The sequence below is a fragment of the Marinitoga sp. 1137 genome (genome assembly GCF_001941525.1).
Classification (GTDB): domain Bacteria; phylum Thermotogota; class Thermotogae; order Petrotogales; family Petrotogaceae; genus Marinitoga; species Marinitoga piezophila.
This window is the reverse complement of sequence record NZ_CP009471.1, coordinates 1983896-1998854: the sequence shown is the minus strand read 5'-3', so window position 1 is coordinate 1998854 and position 14959 is coordinate 1983896. Positions and strand designations below refer to the sequence as shown.

Annotated in this window: 14 protein-coding genes; 5 read left to right on the top strand and 9 right to left on the bottom strand. The window is 29.7% G+C overall.

All coding sequences use genetic code 11. The annotated features are described in order from the left end of the window. Positions 1-8: 8 nt before the first annotated feature. Entirely contained in the window at positions 9-1691 is a 1683-nt protein-coding gene (locus LN42_RS09560) for a methylmalonyl-CoA mutase (RefSeq protein ID WP_014297308.1), read from the bottom strand. A 222-nt stretch (positions 1692-1913) separates the two neighbouring features. On the opposite strand from LN42_RS09560, the gene LN42_RS09555 reads away from it, so the two are divergent. From LN42_RS09555 to LN42_RS09535, 5 genes are read left to right on the top strand one after another with little or no spacing between them, the layout of a single operon-like run. Beyond that, positions 1914-2525: a septum site-determining protein MinC gene (locus LN42_RS09555; protein ID WP_014297307.1), complete on the top strand. Its 612-nt coding sequence runs from the start codon at positions 1914-1916 to the stop codon at positions 2523-2525. A 12-nt stretch (positions 2526-2537) separates the two neighbouring features. After that, positions 2538-3572 carry a M20/M25/M40 family metallo-hydrolase gene (locus LN42_RS09550; protein WP_014297306.1) on the top strand — a complete coding sequence of 345 codons (1035 nt, stop codon included), beginning with the start codon at positions 2538-2540 and terminating at the stop codon, positions 3570-3572. Then, positions 3565-4599, top strand: a complete 1035-nt coding sequence (locus LN42_RS09545; RefSeq protein WP_014297305.1) for a M42 family metallopeptidase — start codon at positions 3565-3567, stop codon at positions 4597-4599. The genes LN42_RS09550 and LN42_RS09545 overlap by 8 nt, the downstream gene beginning before the upstream one ends. Continuing rightward, positions 4599-5603 (top strand): M42 family metallopeptidase, encoded by a 1005-nt coding sequence (locus LN42_RS09540; protein WP_014297304.1) that lies wholly within the window; start codon positions 4599-4601, stop codon positions 5601-5603. Before LN42_RS09545 ends, LN42_RS09540 begins: the two co-directional genes overlap by 1 nt. Positions 5604-5628: 25 nt before the next feature. Further along, positions 5629-7329, top strand: a complete 1701-nt coding sequence (locus LN42_RS09535) for a cache domain-containing protein (RefSeq protein WP_014297303.1) — start codon at positions 5629-5631, stop codon at positions 7327-7329. A gap of 43 nt (positions 7330-7372) precedes the next feature. Here the strand turns inward: LN42_RS09535 and eno are convergent, their stop codons facing one another. From eno to LN42_RS09495, 8 genes are all read right to left on the bottom strand, one after another. Further along, the gene (gene eno, locus LN42_RS09530) at positions 7373-8665 is read right to left on the bottom strand and encodes a phosphopyruvate hydratase (RefSeq protein ID WP_014297302.1); all 1293 of its coding nucleotides are present in this window, start codon (positions 8663-8665) and stop codon (positions 7373-7375) included. A 41-nt stretch (positions 8666-8706) separates the two neighbouring features. Beyond that, positions 8707-9405: a UMP kinase gene (gene pyrH / locus LN42_RS09525; protein ID WP_014297301.1), complete on the bottom strand. Its 699-nt coding sequence runs from the start codon at positions 9403-9405 to the stop codon at positions 8707-8709. A gap of 53 nt (positions 9406-9458) precedes the next feature. Next, the gene (gene tsf / locus LN42_RS09520) at positions 9459-10058 is read right to left on the bottom strand and encodes a translation elongation factor Ts (RefSeq protein WP_014297300.1); all 600 of its coding nucleotides are present in this window, start codon (positions 10056-10058) and stop codon (positions 9459-9461) included. A 64-nt stretch (positions 10059-10122) separates the two neighbouring features. After that, positions 10123-10611: a pantetheine-phosphate adenylyltransferase gene (gene coaD / locus LN42_RS09515; RefSeq protein ID WP_014297299.1), complete on the bottom strand. Its 489-nt coding sequence runs from the start codon at positions 10609-10611 to the stop codon at positions 10123-10125. Position 10612: 1 nt separating this feature from the next. Then, positions 10613-11704 (bottom strand): tRNA 2-thiouridine(34) synthase MnmA, encoded by a 1092-nt coding sequence (gene mnmA / locus LN42_RS09510; RefSeq protein ID WP_014297298.1) that lies wholly within the window; start codon positions 11702-11704, stop codon positions 10613-10615. Then, on the bottom strand, positions 11664-12143 hold the full coding sequence (locus tag LN42_RS09505) for an Rrf2 family transcriptional regulator (protein WP_014297297.1): 480 nt from the start codon (positions 12141-12143) through the stop codon (positions 11664-11666). The genes mnmA and LN42_RS09505 overlap by 41 nt, the downstream gene beginning before the upstream one ends. Positions 12144-12147: 4 nt before the next feature. Continuing rightward, positions 12148-14235, bottom strand: a complete 2088-nt coding sequence (locus LN42_RS09500) for a LysM peptidoglycan-binding domain-containing protein (RefSeq protein ID WP_014297296.1) — start codon at positions 14233-14235, stop codon at positions 12148-12150. Further along, positions 14235-14891, bottom strand: a complete 657-nt coding sequence (locus tag LN42_RS09495) for a DUF2225 domain-containing protein (protein ID WP_014297295.1) — start codon at positions 14889-14891, stop codon at positions 14235-14237. The genes LN42_RS09500 and LN42_RS09495 overlap by 1 nt, the downstream gene beginning before the upstream one ends. Positions 14892-14959 lie beyond the last annotated feature (68 nt).

Genomic DNA, 14959 nt, shown 5'->3' with positions numbered 1-14959 from the left:
TATATAAATTATAATATTACAGCTTCATGATATTCGCCATATACTTCTCTTAAAACATCTGTAATTTCCCCAAGTGTAGCATATGATTTTACTGCTTCTAAAATATATGGCATAACATTTTCTTTGCTTTCTGCTGCATTTCTGAGCTTTTCAAGATTCTTTTTAACTGCTTCATTATCTCTTTCTTTTCTTAATTTCTTTAATTTTTCTTTTTGTCTTTCTTCAACTTCTGGATCAACTTTTAATATTGCTTCGTTTTTACCTGTTTCTTCAACAGTAAATTTATTTACACCAACTATTACCTGATCACCATTTTCTACAGCTAATTGTGATTCATATGCTGAATTTAATATTTCTTTCTGTATATATCCTTCTTCTACTGCTCTTACCATACCGCCCATTTTTTCAATTCTATCTATATATTCCATTGCTCTCTTTTCTATATCGCTTGTAAGAGCTTCTATCACATAAGAACCTGCAAACGGATCTATTGTTTCTGTAACTCCAGATTCATACGCAATAATCTGTTGAGTTCTTAATGCAATTGTTGCTGATAATTCTGTAGGTAATCCCAACGCTTCATCATATGAATTTGTATGTAATGACTGAGTACCGCCAAGCACAGCTGATAGCGCCTGTAATGTAACCCTAATTATGTTGTTTAATGGTTGCTGTGCTGTTAATGTTGAACCAGCAGTTTGAGTGTGGAATTTAAGCCTTAATGCTGCAGGGTTGGTTACTCCAAATTTATTTTTCATCAATTTTGCCCATAATCTTCTTGCTGCTCTAAACTTAGCAATTTCTTCTATGAAATTATTGTGAGCATTGAAGAAGAATGAGAGGTTTTTACCAAATACATTTGGATCAAGCCCTGCTTTTATAGCCGCTTCAACATATGCAAGACCATCTGCAAGTGTAAATGCAACTTCCTGCACAGCATTTGCACCTGCTTCTCTTATATGATAACCACTTATACTGATTAAATTAAACTTTGGAAGATTTTTTGAACCGTATTCAAATATATCTACAATAATCTTCATTGAAGGTTCTGGTGGAAATACATATGTTCCCCTTGCAATATATTCTTTTAAAATATCGTTTTGAATTGTACCTCTGAGTTTTTCCTGAGGAACTCCCTGCTTTTCTGCAACAGCTATTAACATTGATAATAATATTGAAGCTGTTGAATTAATTGTCATTGAAACACTAACTTTATCAAGCGGAATTCCATCAAAGAGAATTTCCATATCTTTTAATGAATCTATTGCAACACCAACTTTACCAACTTCTCCTTCTGACATAGAATGATCAGAATCATATCCTATTTGTGTTGGCAAATCAAAAGCTACTGATAATCCTGTCTGTCCCTGTTCCAATAAATATTTATATCTCTTATTTGATTCTTCAGCAGTAGCAAATCCTGCATACTGTCTCATTGTCCAGAATCTTCCTCTGTACATTGTTGGTTGAACACCACGTGTAAAAGGATATTCTCCTGGAAATCCTATATCTTCAAGGTAATCTATATCCTTAATGTCTTCAGGAGTATAAAGGCGTTTTAATTCTTCACCATAAGTTGTTTTAAATTGTTCCTTCCTTTCTGGAAATTTTTCAAGCGTCTTTTTTAACGTTGTTTCTTCCCAGTCTGTTTTTTTCTCGTTAATTTTCTTCAAATATTCCTCTGAGTACATAATGCACCTCCAATGGATTAATGAATTTATTTTTCAGAAACCATAATATATTTTACAATATTTTTCACTATTTTTCTAATAAAAAAATCAGCAATAAAAGCTAAATTCAGGCAATAATTAAGGATTATCAATCTTATATTAAGAATAATAAATTGGAATTAGCTTCATTTATATGTTATTATAGTATATAGAGATTAATTATTTTTTACGGGAGGTTTTTATATGACGTCAAATAAAGAGTTTGTCTATCCTAAGTTTATCGATGGAGACATCATTTTTTTCATGGAATCAAACGTTACTCAAAAGCAACTTCTAGAAGAACTTTCTGTTAACTTGGATAAATTAAGCAATTTTTTCTCAGAAGGTGACGGTTTTTATGTATTAATTAAAAATCCAGAAATGTATTCTATTGTTCCTAAAATAGGTAAAATCGCAAAAGAAAAAAAGCTACAATTATTAGGTGCATATTTTGAAGACCTTCCCGAGGTAAAAAAGAAGAAGAAAGAATTTAGATTAAGTGCTACAAATATTTATAAAAAACATGTACGTTCAGGACAGATTTTAGATAATCCCGGTGATATAATAATATTTGGCAATGTAAATCAGGGGGCAGAAATTAGAGCCGGGGGAAGCGTTATTGTATTCGGAAAGGTAAAAGGCACTGTTAGAGTGGGTATGACTCAAAAAAAGAATACCTTTATTGTAGCAGCAGAAATGGATTCTCCACTTGTTGAAATATCAGGAATAGTTTTAAATAATTATGCCTGGCCTCAGGGTCCGGTTTCTATACATTACGATGATGATCAAATTAGTGTGGAACCTATTGAATTATAATGGAGGGATAAAATGAAAACAGGAGAGATTTTAAAGGATTTGAGCAACGCTTTCGGGGTATCCATGTATGAGAATCCTGTTAAGGAAAAAATTATAGAATATGCAAAAAAAATCTCTACAGATGTAGAGATTTTTGATGCAGGAAAGGGTTCTCTTGGTTTAAAGCTTGGTAATGGAGAAAAAAGATTTGCATTATTTGCACACATGGACGAAATTGGTATCGTTATTACCAAAATTGTCGATGAGCAATTTGCAATGGTTCACACTATTGGAGGTGTGGATCCAAGAACATTAATTTCAAAACGCGTAAAATTCAAAACAGAAAATGGAGAAAAAATTGGTGTCGTTGGAATGTTAGCTCCGCATCTTCAAAAACCTCAACATCGTTCTTCTTCGCCAGATTTTGATAATATCTATATAGATTTTTCGATTTCTGGTGGAACCAAAGACATTGAGGTTGGAGATATTGGAACTGTAGATATTGAAGCTATAGAATTAAACGGAAAAATTTCCGGTAAAGCTTTAGATAACAGAGTTGGATGTGTTGTATTATTAAAAACACTTGAAGAATTAAAGAAATTTAATCTTGAAGGAAAAAGCATATATTTCCTCTTTAATCAGGGTGAAGAAATTGGTTTGAAAGGAGCAAAAAGAACTGCTGAGGATATTGCTCCTGAAATTGGAATAGTTATAGACGTTACCTTTGGTAGCGATATACCTCCATATTATGAAAAGGTTGAAATGGGCAAAGGTCCAGCTATCGCGCTTGGCCCAAGTATGCATAATGAAGAGACTCAAAAAATGATTGATACAGCAAAGAAATATGGAATTAATCATCAACTTGAACCTGCTCCAATGAGAAGTGGAACAGAATCTGATATTGTACAGATAGTAAAAGAAGGAGTTAAAACTATTCTTATTTCAATACCAATATTAAATATGCATTCTTCCGCAGAGGTTGTAGATCCTTCTGATATAGATACGTCAGCTATATTAATAGCAAATTATATTGCTAATTATTTAGAAGAAGGTGAAAATAATGAATGAACTTCTAAAATATCTTCCAGAAATAACTGAATTACCAGGAATTTCCGGAAAAGAAGATAAAGTAAGAGAATATATAATCGAAAAAATTAAAGATAAAGTTGATGAATATCATATAGATGTTATGGGAAATCTTATAGCTAAGGTTTCCGGCAAGGATTCTTCAAAAAAGATTATGGTTCTTGCTCATATGGATGAAGTTGGTTTTATGGTTACAAAGGTTAATGATGATGGAACTTTTCATATTTCTCCGGTAGGTGGAGTTGACCCAAGAGTTGTATTTTCACAAAGATTGTTGGTTAATGGCGAAATACCTGGAGTAATACAGGTAAAACCCATACATCTTCAGAAGCCTGAAGAAAGAAAAGCAAAACCTGACTATTCACAATTTAAGGTTTATACTGGTTTAAGCAAAGAAGAAGCAAAGAAAAAAATAAAGGTTGGAGATATGGTAACTTTTGATACAAAATTTTATATAGAAGGAGACAGAGCTGTTTCAAAGGCTTTTGATGACAGAGCAGGTTGTGCGTTAATGTTAAACCTTATTGATAAGATTGAAAAAGAAGGAAAACCTCAATATGATACATATTTCGCTTTTGTTGTTCAGGAAGAGGTTGGACTCAGGGGAAGCGGTGTTGCAGCTTATCAGATAAAACCTGATGTTGCTCTTGTTCTTGAAGGTACAACGGCAGGGGATTTTCCATTGCTCGATGAGGATAAATGGGCTACTCATCTTGGAAATGGACCTGCTACATTCTTTATGCATTCTGGAGTTGTTTTATCAAAAGAAATATTTGAAAAGATTGTTTCTCTGGCAAAAGAAAATAATATAAAGTTACAATTTAAGATGAGGACTGCTGGTGGAACAGACGCAAGAAGACTTGCCACTACATTGGATGGTATTCCTTCTGGTATATTGGCTGTTCCTTCAAGATATATTCACTCGCCAAATACAATCATAGATGTAAATGATTATATAAATGCTTATAAACTTGTTGAACTTTTAATCTTTGAAGGGAGGATTATTTAATGAAAGAATTAATAAAAAAATTAACTGAAATAACTTCACCAAGTGGAAGAGAAGATAAAATAAGAGAAGCTATTATTGAAGAAATAAAGGATTATGTAGATGAAATAGATGTTGACAAACTTGGAAATTTAATTGCTATAAAAAAGGGAACAGGAGATAAAACAATTTTATTTGATGCACATATGGATGAAATAGGACTTGTTGTTACTCATATTACAGATGATGGTTTCTTAAGGATAGAACCTGTTGGCGGGGTAAATCCAAGGGTATTAATTGGAGCAATGGTTCAGTTTAACGGTTATGTGGGTGTTGTTGGATTTGAAGGAGAAACTGTTGAAGAATATTCAAAAAATCAAACAAATCTCACTTTTGATGTATTATATGTTGATCTTGGCTTTAAATCAAGAGAAGAGGCTGAAGAAAAAACACCAATTGGAACATTTGGAACATATTATGCACATTTTAATGATCTTGGAGATAAGGTAGTTTCAAAATCTCTTGATGATAGAATTGGTTGTGTAGCATTAATTGAAACTATTAAAAAGCTTGATAAACCAGAAAATAATGTAATATTTGTATTTTCAGTTCAGGAAGAAGTGGGATTAATTGGAGCTTCTGTTGCTGGATTTAATTATGATGTGGATATGGCAATTGCTGTTGATGTTACAGCATCTTCTGATACACCAAAGTACTTTAAAAGAATTTCTATGAAGCTGGACGAAGGTCCAACAATAAAGGTTAAAGATTCTGCTACAGTAAGTGACAGAGTGGTAGTTGAACACCTTAAGAAAATAGCTAAAAAGGAAAATATTAAACATCAGATGGAAGTTTTAATTTTTGGGGGAACAAATGCTGCCGGTTATCAATTAACAAAATCAGGAATTCCATCAGGTACAATTTCAATTCCTACAAGATATATACATACACCTCATGAAATGGTTTCAATGTTTGATGTTGAAGAAACAGTAAAATTCCTTGTTGCATTGGCTAATAATAGTTTGTAAAAATACTCTTAAATCTGGTGATTAAATGGAAGATTCAAAACTTTTTAAAAACTTTTTTATAGTAAGTTTAATATTTTTTGCAGCAACATATTTAATAATATTATATTCAAATATTCAGTTTATAAATAGAACGGTTGAAAACATCGTCAACCGTTCTTCTGTTATTGGTATAAATTTTATAAAAGAATATAAAAACAGATATATAAATTTCATAAATACATTTAAAAATGATATAAAAATAAGTAGTTACGCAAAAATACTCTCAAATATGAAATCAAATGAAATTATTATCGATTATGAAAACTACTCAAGATTATACAAAAATCTTGATCTATATATTAAAGAGAAAAAAAGTATAATAAATTTTACAGGTAATATCTATATTACAGATTTTAATAAAAACTTTATTTTCCAGGAAACAAAAAGTATTTCAAACTATACCGCTTTTAATAATTCGCTTGAAAAACTTGAAAAAACCTCTTCTGATTTTGTTTTTTCAAATCTATTTGAGAAAAACGGAAAATTAAAATTTTATATCTCCTCTATATTATATGATACATCTCAAACACCCATTGGATATATTATTTTTGAATTTAATTTTGATTTTTCTTTGTTAAATACATTAATCGAAAATACAGAAGAAATGGATATGATAATTGTTGATTCAGAAACAAATCTTATGTATCCTTCAAAAAAACTTCCATATTTTATATACTCTAAGATTTTTCTGGGAAAAAATTTAGAAAATATAGTCTTAAATTACAATGGTATTGCCTATTTTATTAAAAATGTAGATTTTTCAAATTCAACATATTTAATCACTGTATATAACAAATCCAGATTTTTTACATTCTCAATTATATATGTTATGGCTATTACTATATTTTTTGTTGCTATTTTAAATGTATGGCTTAAATCATATTTTAGATATAGTCAATATATTTCAAAAGAATTATTAAATCTTACAGAGATTTTAGAGTTAAATTCTTATAATGAATTAATGCCGACTCTTAATAATATTAAAAAATTAGAAGGTTTATTATTTAAAGAAATATATTATCCAAAGGATATATCAGATATAATTTATAAAATTTCTGACATATATGGCGATATTATCTTTATTTCATTATTTAAAAAATCTGCATTTAATATAAATTATCTTTCATGGATTTTATTTAATTCGCCAAATTATACTATAAGCAATGAATCAATCTCTCTAATCATGGAATCAAAAAATACTTATATATATGAATTTAATCGAAAATTCGTTGATACCGATGGATTTATAATCATAAAAGAAAATCCCATGAGTCAATTGGAATATAATCTCTTTAAAGACGGTATCATTTTTATGTTAAATTCACTTGAGAAAAAAATAGGAAAGATTTATGATTTTGAAAGTTTTTATGATTATTATCTTTCATATGAATTTTCTTCTATTTTAATTGCAAAATTCCAGAATGAATATATTTACCTAAAAGATCCTCTATTTTTCAGGAGTTATATATTTAAATACAAAAATAATCTAATTTTCTTAAATACTTTTGATTTTAATTATAACAAAGAATTAATAGATTATCTAACAATAATCGGGGAATTCAATGAAAACTTTCCAAAATTCATGTATTCAAAACTTTCAAAATATCCAAGCAGAAAAAAGAAACTTTTTTCTGAGATTGAACTTATTTTAAATACTGAATGGGAAGATTTTAAAGATATGTATTAAATGAAAAAGGCAGCCTTAACAGGCTGCCTTGATTTTTAATAAATTACTTTTTTATTGAATAAAATGATTTTAATCCTCTGTATTCTGCAACTTCTCCTAATTCTTCTTCAATTCTTAATAATTGATTGTATTTTGCAATTCTTTCACTTCTTGATAATGAACCTGTTTTTATAAATCCAGCATTCATTGCAACTGCTAAATCAGCAATAAATGTATCTTCACTTTCACCTGATCTGTGTGATACAACATTTGTCATATTGTTTTTCATTGCTAATTCCATAGCATCTAATGTTTCTGTTACTGATCCAATTTGATTTAATTTGATCAAAATTGAATTTGATGCTTTCATATCAATACCTTTTTGTAATCTCTTTACGTTTGTAACATAAAGGTCGTCTCCAACAATCTGTACTTTCTTTCCAACCTTTTCTGTAAACTTCTGATAAGCTTCCCAATCTTCCTGATCAAATGGATCTTCTATTGAAACAATTGGATATTTATCAACTAACATTTCATAGTATTCCATAGCTTCATCAGCAGTTAATTCTTTTCCATCAATATTATATACTTTCTTTTCTTCATCGTAGTATTCAGAAGCTGCACAATCTAATGCAATAAATACATGTTCTCCTGCTTTGTATCCAGCATCTTCAATAGCTTTAATAATAAACTGAATTGCTTCTTCGTTTGAATTGAGATTTGGTGCAAATCCACCTTCATCACCAACTGCTGTTACATGTCCTTCTTTCTTTAACAATGATTTTAATGAATGGAACACTTCTGCACCAGCTCTTAATGCATCAGAGAATTTTTCAAAACCTGCTGGAACAATCATGAATTCCTGAATATCAAGATTGTTATCAGCGTGTTCTCCTCCATTGATTATATTCATTAAAGGTACAGGTAATACCTTTGCATTTGGTCCTCCAAGATATTTATAAAGTGGAAGTCCCAATGAATCTGCTGCTGCTCTTGCCACAGCCATTGAAACAGCAAGAATAGCATTTGCACCAAGACCAGATTTATTTTCTGTTCCATCTAATTCAAGCATTACTTTGTCAATTAATGGCTGGTCAAATGCATTTAAACCCACTAATTCTTTTGAGATTTTTTCATTTATATTTTTAACAGCAGTTAAAACACCTTTTCCTTTAAATCTTGATTTGTCTCCATCTCTTAATTCTAATGCTTCAAATTTTCCTGTTGAAGCACCTGATGGAACAATAGCCTTTCCTTCTGCACCACTTGCTAATTCTACTACTGCTTCTACTGTTGGGTTACCCCTTGAATCCAATACTTCTCTTGCATAAACGGAAACGATTTCATCATACCACATGTTTCTCTCCCTCCTTCAATTATAAAAAATGCATTTATTTATCAGGGTTTGACAAATGTGCCAACTCTATTGTTTGATAATGCTTCAAGTAAATTACCTTCTTTAAAGAAATTTAATACTATTATAGGCATATGATATCTTTTACATATGGAAAACGCCTCTGTATCCATTATTTTAAGCCCAAGATTTATTGCATCATCATAAGTAATTCTACTATATTTTTTCGCATCTTTAAACTTTTTAGGATCTCTATCATAAATACCATCAACCTTTGTAGCCTTTATCAAAACATCTGCTTTCATTTCAACTGCTCTTAATGCAGCTGCGGTATCTGTTGTAAAGAATGGATTTGATGTTCCACCTGCAAAAATTACCACATATCCAGCATTAAAGTATAATTCTATATCGTCATAATGTATAATTCTTACAGATGGAAGATTAACAATTTGAGATACAACTACAGTTTTAATTCCTTTTTTCTCAAAGTAATCTTTTAAATAAAGGGCATTTATTACTGTCCCTAACATTCCAATATGGTCACCTATACTATTAGTTACATCCTGCAACTCTCTTCCTCTAAATAAATTTCCTGCTCCAATTACCATTCCAAGCTTAATTCCATGTTGAACAACCTTTTTTATTTCATTAGAAAGATACTCAAGCGCCTTTTCATCAAAACCTTTTTTATCCTCACCGGATAACACTTCACCACTGAGCTTTAATAATATTCGCTTATACATACTCCTTCCCCCTTTTTCTCAAAAAAAAGGGTGGACAAAGACCACCCTATATATTATTCACCTATTTCGTATCTTACAAATCTTGATACTTTTATGTTTTCTCCTATTTTTGCAATTGCATTTGTAATGAGGTCTTTAATCTTTGTACCTTTTTCATCTGCAAATACAAATTCCTGTTCTAATAAACAATTTGTTTCGAAGAATTTATTTAATTTGTTTTCAACGATTTTTTCAATTACATGTTCTGGTTTTCCTGAATTTTTCATTTCTTCTGCATAAATTTCCTTTTCTTTTGCAATTATTTCTTCAGGAACATCTTCTTTCTTTAACCATTTTGGATTCATTGAAGCAATCTGTAATGAAATCTGTTTTGCTAATTCATGGAATTCATCAGTTCTTGCAACAAAATCTGTTTCACAGTTCAATTCTAATAATACACCAATTCTTTCATTGTGGTGAATGTATGAATAAATAATTCCTTCACCTGTTGATCTTCCTGCTTTTTTAGCAGCTTTTGCAGCACCCTTTTTTCTTAAGATTTCAACTGCTTTGTCAAAATCTCCATTAGCTTCTTCTAAAGCTTTTTTACAATCCATCATACCTGCGCCTGTAGCATCTCTTAATTTTTTTACTTCTGCAGCACTTATAGCCATTTATATTCCCTCCCAGTATTATCTTATTTTCCTGAACTATTTTAACACAATTATTTTTCTTTTTTTAAACATTGTTATTACTAATTTTTTTAAATATTGCTTCTTCAACATTTTTAGGTACCCACTGAGAGATATTTCCATTAAATCTCGCAACCTCTTTTACAATTGTTGAAGATACAAATGAGTATTCTGTATCTGTCATTAAAAAAAGGATTTCTATATCTTTATTCAAAGAACGGTTTGAATTTGCCAATTGCAATTCAAATTCAAAATCCGAAACTGCTCTTAATCCTCTTATAATAACATTTATATTTTTCTGTTTTGCATAATCTACTAATAGTCCTTCATAACATTCAACCTTTATATTTTTATAATCTTTTAATGATTCTCGTGTTAATTGCATTCTCTCTTCACAATCAAAAAAATATTTTTTATTTATATTATGCATAACCACAACATATAATTCATCAAATATTTTCGCTGCTCTTTGTATTATATTTATATGACCATATGTAATGGGATCAAAACTTCCAGGATATATAGCTTTCAACATTTCATACCTCCAGATATTGTTCTATTTTACCTGCTCCTAAAATCACTCCTTCATTATCATAAACAACGGCAAATTGGCCAGGAGTTACAGCAAAAATAGGTTCTTTAAATATAACTTCCACTTTATTTTCGCCTATTTTTCTTATATATGCATCTTTTTCCTCATTTCTTTTTCTTATTCTACATCTTGCTTCAATTTCGTTAAAATCAACCAAAAATTCAAAATCCGTACTAATAAGCCCTTTAAAGTAAACCTTTTCTGTTGGAGCTACTATTATTTGATTTTTTTCTGGAATTATTTTATACACATGCATTTTTATATTTGGATTTTTGAAATATTTTATTCCTGTTCTTTGACCTATAGTATAATTGGTATAACCAGTATGTTCTCCTATTATATTCCCTTCCAAATCAAGCACTTCACCTGTTGATACATTTATTCCATTTTCTCTTAAAAATCTTCTATAATCGTTATCTGGAATAAAGCACAATTCCTGACTATCAACTTTTTTAGCTATATTTATATCTAATTTTTCTGCTATCTTTCTTATCTCATCTTTTGTATAAGTTCCATTCGGAAAAATAATATGTGGTATTGCTTCTTTTTTCATATATGCAAGAAAATAAGATTGATCCTTGGACACATCGATCCCTTTTTTTATTACCTCTGTATTGTATTTTTCAGAAAATTCTCTAATTGCATAATGCCCTGAAGCAATATAATCTGCATCATATTCTTTTAATATATCAATTGCCAATCCAAACTTAAAATATTTATTACATAGCATACATGGATTAGGAGTTCTTCCTGCTTTATATTCTTTTATAAAATAATCTATTATTTTTTCCTTAAATTCCTCATATATTTTTATTACCTTTAATTCAAACCCCAATTTATCAGCAATTCTCATTGCATCATAGGTATCAGATGGACTACAACATATTTTCTTTTTTTCAGGAATCTTTATAAATACTTCATCTGGTATTGTTTTAAAATGAATTCCTATTACTTCATAACCCATCTCTTTCGCAAGATATGCAGCAACAGAACTATCAACCCCGCCGCTCATCAGCATTATTAATTTTTTCTTCAACTGTATTTCCTCCCATTAATTCCAGTTTTTCTCCTATTTTTAATAAATCTGCAAGTGTAATCTTTGAAAGTTCGCTCATAAGAATTGTATTTATTTTTTTCCAGACATATCCCACTGCGCATTCAGAACCAAGTGTTTCACATTTTCCGGTAACAACGCACTCATATGATTGAAATGGTCTATCTAAAATATAAATTACTTCACTTAATTTTAAATCTTCTGGTTTTCTACTTAAAGCATATCCTCCGTATCTTCCGCGCACCGAATCAACAATTTTATATTCCCTTAATTCACTGAATATTTTTTCCAGAAAATCCTTCGGTATTTTTTGCTTTGCCGATAATTCATTTATAGAAACTCTTTTCACTCCATTTTTATGAAATAAAGCAAGTTCATACAACGCTCTTAATGCATAACTGCTTTTTACTGTTAGTCCCATTTTATTACCTCCTGGCCTTTTTCCCTACTACATAAACACTAACTTCCTGTGTATTTTGCGCAAGTCTTACATCATTAATATATATATCCAATCTATTTCCAACAATTTTCGAACCAATATCTTCCACTTCAAAAAATCCCATATTAGGGGTATTTCTAAATTCTGGAATATATACCACAGTTCCAAGAGGTAAATACTTCGGATCAGCAGCTACTGTTACCCATGGTCTTGGAACATTTCCAGACTTTGTTAATCTAAATGCTGGATAATATATAATTTTATCATCCCATTCTGTGTAAAAAGTTGCTCTGAAATTCCCTGCAAATTTAAAGAATAATTTCATAGGATCTCGCGGCTCACCATTTTTCCAGATTTCAAAATTAAACAACTTATCCTTTTTCACCTTTCCCATTAACGTTTCTGTATCCACCCATTTTCCTTCTTTAATAGAAGGATCAATATTATAAATATTGGAATAAACTGTCATTACCCCATTCCCATGATCTATCTTTACATATTTACTCTCATTAACAGCCTTTCCTATTTCAACAACTCTTCCAGGCAATGTAGGCCTTACATATTCATCTTTTAATGGTAATATTCCCAATCCAACTGATACACCCGTTGAAATTCTATCTCCAAACCTTACAACTATTCTATCGTAATCAGAAGGTTTTGTATATGTAAGAGGCCATGTTAAAAACTCTTCTATATTGTTAACAGGAATTATTATTTTTTGTCCTACTCTTATACTCCTTGGATCATCAATGTTATTCGCAACTTTTATTAAATCTACTCCATTATACCCCAATCCAAAAGCCAATGCTATTTGGCTTAAAGTATCACCTGGTTTTACCTGATAAATTATTTGGTCTGTTGAACCAAAAAGATCTTTTATTTCAGCTTTTGAAAAACTTATTAATGCATTTGTTAATTTTCTTTCCAGTTCATCCAGCTGTGTTTTGTATTTTTCATCAAATGTACTAATAGGTCGTGATGTTATCATTTCAAATGAATTTTCAAGATTTTTTATATTCTTCTCAAGCTGCGCCATCTGATTTTCAAGACCTTTTATTTTTAATAGTTCATCACTTTTGGTTTTATAAAACAACTTTGCAACTTCTCTCTGTGTTTCTGCAGAAACGGATTCATATACGTATTTTTTCAAATTTTCCTCATCTATAATTGCTCCAACTTTTCCTTTAAATGAGTTATAATCATTTTTTAAATTATCAAAATCCTTTTCTAATGTTTCAAAATTAATCTGCCACACCTTATCTAAAGAATTAACAGTTTTCAACAATTCGTCTATATTATTTTTAACAGCAACATCTATGTTGTTTTTTATTTCAGTTGAAGATAATGTTATACCCGCAAGGGTTTTTTCTATATTATTTATTTTTCCTTCCAATATTAATCCTTTATTTTGCATATTTTTTAGAGATACTTCTATATTTGTAATAGAAGAAGAAGTTGTATGTATCTCTCTTTTTAAATCATCTATTCTTTTTTCTTCATTTGTTATTTTGATATTTAATGCTTCAAACTTTTGCTGTAATTCTGTTGAGTCTCTGGTTATAAATTCATTCTTTAGTGTATTTAAATCGGAAATCCTTACAGCTTCATTATTTAATATTTTTATGTTATTTTCAATATTTGTGATCCTTTGATTAATATCAGACAATAAATTTGAATATACACCTTCATTATCAATATTCTGAATATCTCCAATCTTTTTTTGAAGATTATTTAATGTATTTTGATATAAAATAAGCTCACTTTTATATTTATTTAACTCATTTGCAATTTCTGCATTAGAAGCAGATAATGTATCTTCTATTTTTTTTATTTTCGCTCCTAAATTTGTTATATTTCTATTCAAATCTTCTATTCTACTATTGTATGTTTCTACAGTTTCCTTATAATAATTTAATTCAGATTCATAATTTGTCAATTTTAATTTCAATGTTGAAACTTCTGTTTCTAAATCATTCAATCTTTCGTTGTCTGATGCAACTCCCTGTAATAACGAACAGGATGAAAAAAACTGTACTAAAATTATTAATAGAACTATGTAACTCAATCTTTTCATCACAGATCCCCTTTCAACTTTTCTGCCTGTTTTACATATGGATTCTTTGAATTTTTATATCTTCCAACCAATTTATTAAAAAATTCTTTGGCTTCTTTTTTCTTTCCTATCCTATAATTTGTATATCCTTTAAAGAAGTAATACATTATTAAATCCTCATCAGAATTTAAATCCTTAAAATTCTTTTCAAGGATTTCAACTGCAGAAACCAGCATCTTTAATTCTGCCATTTCTTTTCCTTCTTCTCTGAATATCCATGCTAAACGTATAAACGTTCTCGCTATTCTTCCAGGATTATTTACTATTTTATACACAATTCCAGCAAGTGCATACTGTTTTTTCAAAAAATCTATACTTTTATTCTTACTATTATCTATTTTCCCCATTTTATCTCTAACTCTTTTTAAATATTCTTTTAAATCTTTTTTTGTATCCTTACCTATTCTCTTAAACAGGTCATCATCACCATTAAAGTAAGTAAATCCACATTTAGGACATGTTAAAATTGAAAAATGAAGAGGATTAGGACCTCTATACGTCGGCTTTAAATCATCATCGTACTTTTCAATTCTAATACTATCAATTTTTATTTTTGTATATGGAAACGCTTTGCCGCACAACGGACAGGATGTGGTATCTTCCCAGAAGTCACCCATAGTATTATCTCCTTCTTATTTTTTTTAATACTCTCATAATCATATTTTACCATAATAGTCATAAAATT

Excerpts from the sequence above, each read along its gene's own strand:
- LN42_RS09495 (WP_014297295.1), bottom strand. The coding sequence starts at position 14,891 with ATGGGTGACTTCTGGGAAGATACCACATCCTGTCCGTTGTGCGGCAAA.
- LN42_RS09505 (WP_014297297.1), bottom strand. The coding sequence starts at position 12,143 with ATGGGACTAACAGTAAAAAGCAGTTATGCATTAAGAGCGTTGTATGAA.
- LN42_RS09535 (WP_014297303.1), top strand. The coding sequence starts at position 5,629 with ATGGAAGATTCAAAACTTTTTAAAAACTTTTTTATAGTAAGTTTAATA.
- pyrH (WP_014297301.1), bottom strand. The coding sequence starts at position 9,405 with ATGTATAAGCGAATATTATTAAAGCTCAGTGGTGAAGTGTTATCCGGT.
- LN42_RS09550 (WP_014297306.1), top strand. The coding sequence starts at position 2,538 with ATGAAAACAGGAGAGATTTTAAAGGATTTGAGCAACGCTTTCGGGGTA.
- eno (WP_014297302.1), bottom strand. The coding sequence starts at position 8,665 with ATGTGGTATGATGAAATCGTTTCCGTTTATGCAAGAGAAGTATTGGAT.
- LN42_RS09555 (WP_014297307.1), top strand. The coding sequence starts at position 1,914 with ATGACGTCAAATAAAGAGTTTGTCTATCCTAAGTTTATCGATGGAGAC.
- LN42_RS09545 (WP_014297305.1), top strand. The coding sequence starts at position 3,565 with ATGAATGAACTTCTAAAATATCTTCCAGAAATAACTGAATTACCAGGA.
- LN42_RS09540 (WP_014297304.1), top strand. The coding sequence starts at position 4,599 with ATGAAAGAATTAATAAAAAAATTAACTGAAATAACTTCACCAAGTGGA.
- coaD (WP_014297299.1), bottom strand. The coding sequence starts at position 10,611 with ATGTTGAAAGCTATATATCCTGGAAGTTTTGATCCCATTACATATGGT.
- LN42_RS09560 (WP_014297308.1), bottom strand. The coding sequence starts at position 1,691 with ATGTACTCAGAGGAATATTTGAAGAAAATTAACGAGAAAAAAACAGAC.
- LN42_RS09500 (WP_014297296.1), bottom strand. The coding sequence starts at position 14,235 with ATGAAAAGATTGAGTTACATAGTTCTATTAATAATTTTAGTACAGTTT.
- tsf (WP_014297300.1), bottom strand. The coding sequence starts at position 10,058 with ATGGCTATAAGTGCTGCAGAAGTAAAAAAATTAAGAGATGCTACAGGC.